Origin of the sequence: Psychromonas sp. (assembly GCF_047632995.1) — a bacterium.
GTDB lineage: Bacteria > Pseudomonadota > Gammaproteobacteria > Enterobacterales > Psychromonadaceae > Psychromonas.
In genome coordinates this window covers 1-5805 of record NZ_JBLIEK010000170.1, presented here as the reverse complement: position 1 = coordinate 5805, position 5805 = coordinate 1, and the positions used below count along the sequence as shown (strand labels likewise).

6 protein-coding genes are annotated in these 5805 nt (G+C 41.8%); 3 read left to right on the top strand and 3 right to left on the bottom strand.

All coding sequences use genetic code 11. The features are described from left to right. Nucleotides 1-189 precede the first annotated feature (189 nt). Both ACJAT7_RS17415 and ACJAT7_RS17410 read left to right on the top strand, forming a co-directional pair. Nucleotides 190-543, top strand: coding sequence for a HipA domain-containing protein (locus ACJAT7_RS17415; protein WP_415228069.1), 354 nt, complete (start codon nt 190-192; stop codon nt 541-543). Then, nucleotides 540-1127 (top strand): HipA domain-containing protein, encoded by a 588-nt coding sequence (locus tag ACJAT7_RS17410; protein ID WP_415228070.1) that lies wholly within the window; start codon nt 540-542, stop codon nt 1125-1127. The genes ACJAT7_RS17415 and ACJAT7_RS17410 overlap by 4 nt, the downstream gene beginning before the upstream one ends. Before the next feature lie 221 nt (nt 1128-1348). On the opposite strand, the gene ACJAT7_RS17405 is transcribed toward ACJAT7_RS17410, so the two are convergent. From ACJAT7_RS17405 to ACJAT7_RS17395, 3 genes are all read right to left on the bottom strand, one after another. Next, nucleotides 1349-1552 (bottom strand): hypothetical protein, encoded by a 204-nt coding sequence (locus ACJAT7_RS17405; protein WP_415228068.1) that lies wholly within the window; start codon nt 1550-1552, stop codon nt 1349-1351. A gap of 115 nt (nt 1553-1667) precedes the next feature. Further along, nucleotides 1668-3155 carry a 2-methylcitrate dehydratase gene (gene prpD / locus ACJAT7_RS17400; RefSeq protein ID WP_415228067.1) on the bottom strand — a complete coding sequence of 496 codons (1488 nt, stop codon included), beginning with the start codon at nt 3153-3155 and terminating at the stop codon, nt 1668-1670. A 413-nt stretch (nt 3156-3568) separates the two neighbouring features. After that, complete coding sequence (locus ACJAT7_RS17395) at nt 3569-4036, bottom strand: hypothetical protein (RefSeq protein WP_415228066.1); 468 nt, start codon at nt 4034-4036, stop codon at nt 3569-3571. Between the two features lie 974 nt (nt 4037-5010). Here ACJAT7_RS17395 and nhaA point away from each other — a divergent pair. Further along, nucleotides 5011-5805 (top strand): Na+/H+ antiporter NhaA (nhaA, locus tag ACJAT7_RS17390; RefSeq protein ID WP_415228065.1); only part of this gene is annotated, 795 nt, incomplete at its 3' end.

Genomic DNA, 5805 nt, shown 5'->3' with positions numbered 1-5805 from the left:
ATAGACAAAAAACTATTAGATATCGAAATCATAACCCTTCTCCTATTTCGAATAAATGATCAGGTTTGATTATAGTTTACCGGACTTGTCGTTTACCCTATTGCCTGAATCTATCGCGCAAACACCCGCACCGTCAAAAACAGCGTACTGTCATATTCAACATTAGCAGATGAGGAATTGATATCCTTATTGCAAGGCTATAAAGCTGATGCGCCACTGGGAATGTTGAAAGAACAAGAAGATTTTCGTATTTCAGTTGCAGGTGCACAAGAAAAAACCGCACTGCTTAAGATTAACAATTCGTGGTGCGTACCAAAGGGGCTGACACCTACTACCCATATTATTAAGTTACCGATTGGTGAAATAAAAGGTCCGACGGCCACATTAGATTTATCTGATAGTGTAGAAAACGAATGGTTATGTATTGAACTTGCCAGAGGGCTTGGCTTTTCAGTACCTAACATTGACATTATTAACGTTGGTGACGTTAAAGCGTTAGCTGTTGAAAGGTTTGACCGGCGTTGGCTCGGCGATAGGCGATAGGCGATAGAAGCTGGCTGATAAGATTACCCCAGGAAGACATGTGTCAGGCTCACGGCGTCCCACCTGCCATTAAATATGAATCTGACGGTGGACCGGGTATTGCAGAAATAATGAAACTACTGATGGGTTCAAAAAATGCCTTAGTTGATCGAGATGCCTTTATGCGGTGCCAAGTGTTCCAGTGGCTGATTGGTGCAACAGATGGCCATGCTAAAAACTTTTCTATCTTCCTGGAAGCAGGCGGAGCGTATCGTCTGACACCGTTTTACGACATATTGTCGGCATACCCCATATTGGGTGGCAAAGGTTTGAATATCCGTGAACTCACTCTGGCCATGGGATTAACTGCGACCAAGGGCAAAAAGCGCAACATCGAGTTGATATTTCCCCGGCATTTTATTGCCACGGCTAAAAAAGTTGGTTTTGACACACGTAGAATGAAAGATATTATGGATGAGTTTGCAGTAACCCTTCCACATGCAATTGATAAACTCCAGCAACGCATACCAGCTAATATTCCCGTTCGGATCCAGGATGCCATTTTTACTAATGCATTGAAACAAGCCCAAAGACTTATGCCTTAGCGTTATCAGGGAATGAGGTAATAAGGGGTCAAGTTGCTTGCTTCACAATACTTAATTAGAAAACGCGTTTTTAACTATAAAATCAGTGCAGATTCTGAAATATCATGAGACAAGTGACTTGACCCCTATTTTCTTTTTTTACTGTAAGACTAATAAAGTGGCACTCCTATGACTGCGAAATATTTAACATGGCTATCCTGTTAAGTAGTCACTTTGCATAACTATTTCTGTTCGGGAATATCCTTGATTAGCTTGATGATATCGCGGTTATTATTAAGTTTGGCTAAGTCGAGCAAGTAGCTTTTTTCAAGTTCTTGCATCGGTTTATTTGATAATAATTCTTTTATCAGCTCCTCTTCACCATTTACTATGGCAGTTTTTAAGGCTGCGAAATTCGCTATACTGTGTTTATTTTGATCAGTCATGTTAGAACCCGTCAGTTACGTTTCGTTAATTTTTCGTTTTAAAGTTATTGCTTGCTATTAGCAATATAAAGGTACCTGTTGCAATGCCGTGGTCTGGATGAGCTAGGGCTTAAACTTAAGCAATAACAAACAAGTCCATAAAGCGGTTTACTGCTTTGGACTCAAGCGCAGCTTGATCTTTACACAGCGTAAAAATAGTTTTGCACTGATGGCTTGGAAACCGCGTTGCTAAGTTAGCTTTGAATTTTTGCTCCAATAGCGGGATCCCTTCTTCGCGACGGCGACGATGACCCACAGGATATTCCACCAGCACTTCTTCTGTGCTGCTGCCATCGTTGAAGAAAACCTGAATGGCGTTGGCGATAGCGCGTTTATCTGCTTCTAAATACTCTGCGGTAAAGCGTTTATCTTCGACAACTTCCATTTTGTCGCGCAGTTCATCAATGATGGGATGTGCCTTGTGAAAGTCGTCTTCATAATGTTCGGCGGTTAACCCTCCAAACGCCAGCGGCACCGCAATCATATACTGCAAACAGTGGTCACGATCTGCAGCATTAGCAAGTGCACCTGTTTTAGAAATAATGCGGATGGCCGATTCGTGGGTGCGAATGACGATCTTCTTAATATCCGCTAAGCGACTTTTCACCTCAGGATGCAGGATAACCGAAGCTTCTGCGGCAGTTTGCGCATGGAACTCTGCAGGGAAAGAAATCTTAAACAAAATGTTTTCCATCACGTAAGAACCATACTCTTGAGAAAACGAAAACTGACGTTCAGCCTCTGGTTTAAGTGCCTGGTCTTTATTCGTCTTCGAAAAAGAGACGTCGTAAAAGCCCCACTGCGCAGCGGTTAATGCGCTTGGTATGCCCATTTCACCTCGCATCGACATGTCAGCCAAACGCACAGCTCTTGAGGTAGCGTCGCCCGCGGCCCATGATTTACGAGACCCCGCATTGGGTGCGTGACGATAGGTACGCAGCGCAGCGCCATCGACCCAAGCTTGCGAGACCGCCGCCATGATTTGTTCTCTATTACCGCCCATCATTTTTGTGATCACCGCCGTTGAGGCCACTCGAACTAACAATACATGGCACAAACCAACGCGATTAAAAGAATTTTCTAGCGCGATCACGCCTTGAATTTCATGCGCCATGATCATGGCTTCAAGCACTTCTCGCATGGTAAAAGGCTGTTCGCCATTCGATAGTCTGACCTGAGATAAATGATCAGCCACTGCCAAAATTCCGCCTAAATTATCCGATGGATGTCCCCATTCAGCGGCCAACCAAGTGTCGTTGTAATCGAGCCAGCGGATAATGCAACCTATGTCCCAAGCTGCTTTAATCGGGTCGAGCGACAGCGATGTACCCGGCACTCGCGCGCCGTTCGGCACAAGGGTGCCTTGTACGATAGGACCAAGGTGTTTTGTACATTCAGGAAAGCGCAGCGCTAGCAATCCGCAACCGAGGGTGTCCATTAAACAGTTGCGCGCGGTATCGAGTGCTTCTTCGCTGGTGACTTCAAAATTAACGACATAATCAGCAATATCTTGGATGACATGATCGTAATCGGGGCGGTTGTTAATATCTGCATTACTATTCATTTCTTATCCTTATTCGTTTTATTTTTTAAGATGAGACGATAAGTTCGATACTTTTATCCTAGCGGATTTTACAGGCTTAGCTCAGGTTTAACTGGCCAAGTAGGCTTATTCTTGCGTAAGGATTTCCTCCTGCAGTTTAAAGTGCACAAGTTCCGCCAATGTTTTAACCGCTATCGGTATATCACCATGGCCTGTAATAAAAATGATAGGTAAGGTTGCACCTGGTGCGTTCAGTCTTTTTGTAAATCTAAGCCGATCATGCAAGGAATGCGCATATCTAAGATAAGGCAGCCGCACATTTTAGCGTTATAGTAGGCTAAAAATTCTGCTGCACTGCCGTATGGTAATCCCCCCATTGATAACCGAAGTTAAAAAAGAAGTTTATGCAGCTACCGCCAATTTCTGTTTTGGTATTATGCATTTTCTTTCTCTGTTTTTTCTATAGTCGCACTTAATTTTTGATATATACCGAGCGCTACAATCAAAAACGCTGATACCATGATGATTAAAGCCGGATACAGTAAAAGGGTAAGATCTTTTGTTCCTGCTTTAAATATAAAAACCAACCCTTCAATACTGACTGCAATAGTAATAATTACAATTATTTTTGTAATTGTTCTTCTTGCTTCTTTGGGATCTCGCAGCTCTTTATCCTTAAAAACTTCTTCTTCCATCATATACTGTGCAACATCAATAATGGCTGAAGCTATTATTATTGCTGCTACAGACTGAAGCATTGATGGAATAAATGCAATTCCATTATTTATGCCGGAAATGACCTCATAAATAGACCAAACCATAATTATCAGGGACAGGAGTGTAAGAACTATAGCTGCGAACAAATGAACGCCAGCGAATATAATATTAAACAGTTTTTTCATATTTTTATGTTTTTTGACCTTTAAAAGTTTTCAACGAATGAGGCCCAGTTGTAATCCCATATTTTTAACTGAAACAAAAAATAAAGGTTATGCAACTAACACGCGTTTTTGTTTTGGTGTTATGCCGCCAATGCCAATGCCAATGCCCATGTTGGGTCTTTCATGATTCTAAGTCTACAGCCAATCTGTGGCGTGTTGCTATTTAACATGGCTGTATTGTTAAGAATTGTTTTTTTGCGGTGTGAATACCACCCTGGTGAACAGTTACCATAGAGCATCTGTGAAAAGTGATGAACAAACATGCTGGAAAGCGTCAGTATTTCGCTACAACCAAAGAATCCCGACGGCAAACAGAATACTTTGTCACAAACACTTTGCCTGATATTGCCGATTCACTTGGCTGTAACACTAATGACAACTTTCAACAGTTAGAACCCCATGTTTAAAATGCTTGGCTTTATACTCAAACACCGTTATTTATACCAAAGGTGATATAATAAAAAATTAATGCATATCATTACCATAATGGCTTGTCTGTTCTGTCCAGCTTTACTTGTTGAAAATACGCACAATAACGATTTGGATAATGCGTATATTTCCGGTTTTTTGGCTGGGGCTCAGTTAACAGACAGTGAAATCGTTAAACGATTTTATACTGATATCGAAAAAGAGGAATCATCAGTTTTTTTCAAAATATCATTCAAAAACTCCCGTGGGTGCAACACAAACTGCTGTGCCAGCTATACCCGAAGACACTTCAGAAAAAGCCGTCATTAACGCTATCCTTAAAGAAATTGATATCGAAGACTTAGATAAAGCTAAGGCTGTTTATCTGACTTTGCGAAATCTTTATCCCTATGAGTAGTCATAAGTGCTAGTTGAAAATATATAGGTACAATCTTGCTCAAAATAATTAAAGATACATCGTTTATGGGTTTTATACAGTCAGAATTGAATCTCAAAGGGAGATCAGAATGAAGTACAAGCGCGGTTTAGATAAAGTACATATAGCTCCCTGGGAACGCGCATTCGAGAAAGTACTCTCTCCAATTGAAGTGTTCATCCACAGACAAACAACCAGTGGTATTTTGTTGATGCTCTGTGCGGTCATCGCTCTTGTTATTGCTAACAGTTCGCTTGCTCATTACTATCATGATTTTCTCAATCTCTATTTCACGATAGGGCTAGAGGATTTTCAATTATCTAAAACTCTTCATCACTGGATCAATGATGGCCTGATGACCATATTCTTTCTGGCGGTAGGCTTGGAATTAAAACGTGAGCTTTTGGTCGGTGAACTAGCGAATGTGAAACAAGCTATGTTACCGATTATTGCTGCTGTTGGTGGAATGGTTGTACCTGCTCTGATCTATATATCCATCAACCCAAGCGGACATACCCTTGATGGATGGGGTATTCCTATGGCAACCGATATAGCTTTCGCACTGGGTGCATTAGCTTTATTAGGCAACCGAGTTCCTAAAAGCCTACTGATGTTTTTAGTCGCTCTGGCCATTGTCGATGATCTGGGCGCAGTCATAGTTATTGCGATTTTTTATACCGAGAACCTGAATATGGCGGCTCTAGGGCTAGCCGGCTTCTCTATTTTTCTTCTTGTTGGTCTCAACCTGGGGGGGGTACGCCAGCTACTGCCTTATATACTAATAGGCATTATCCTTTGGATAGCGATGCTTAATAGCGGCATTCATGCCACGTTAGCTGGGGTTATATTAGCGTTCACGATCCCGATGAAGCCAAAATATGATCCT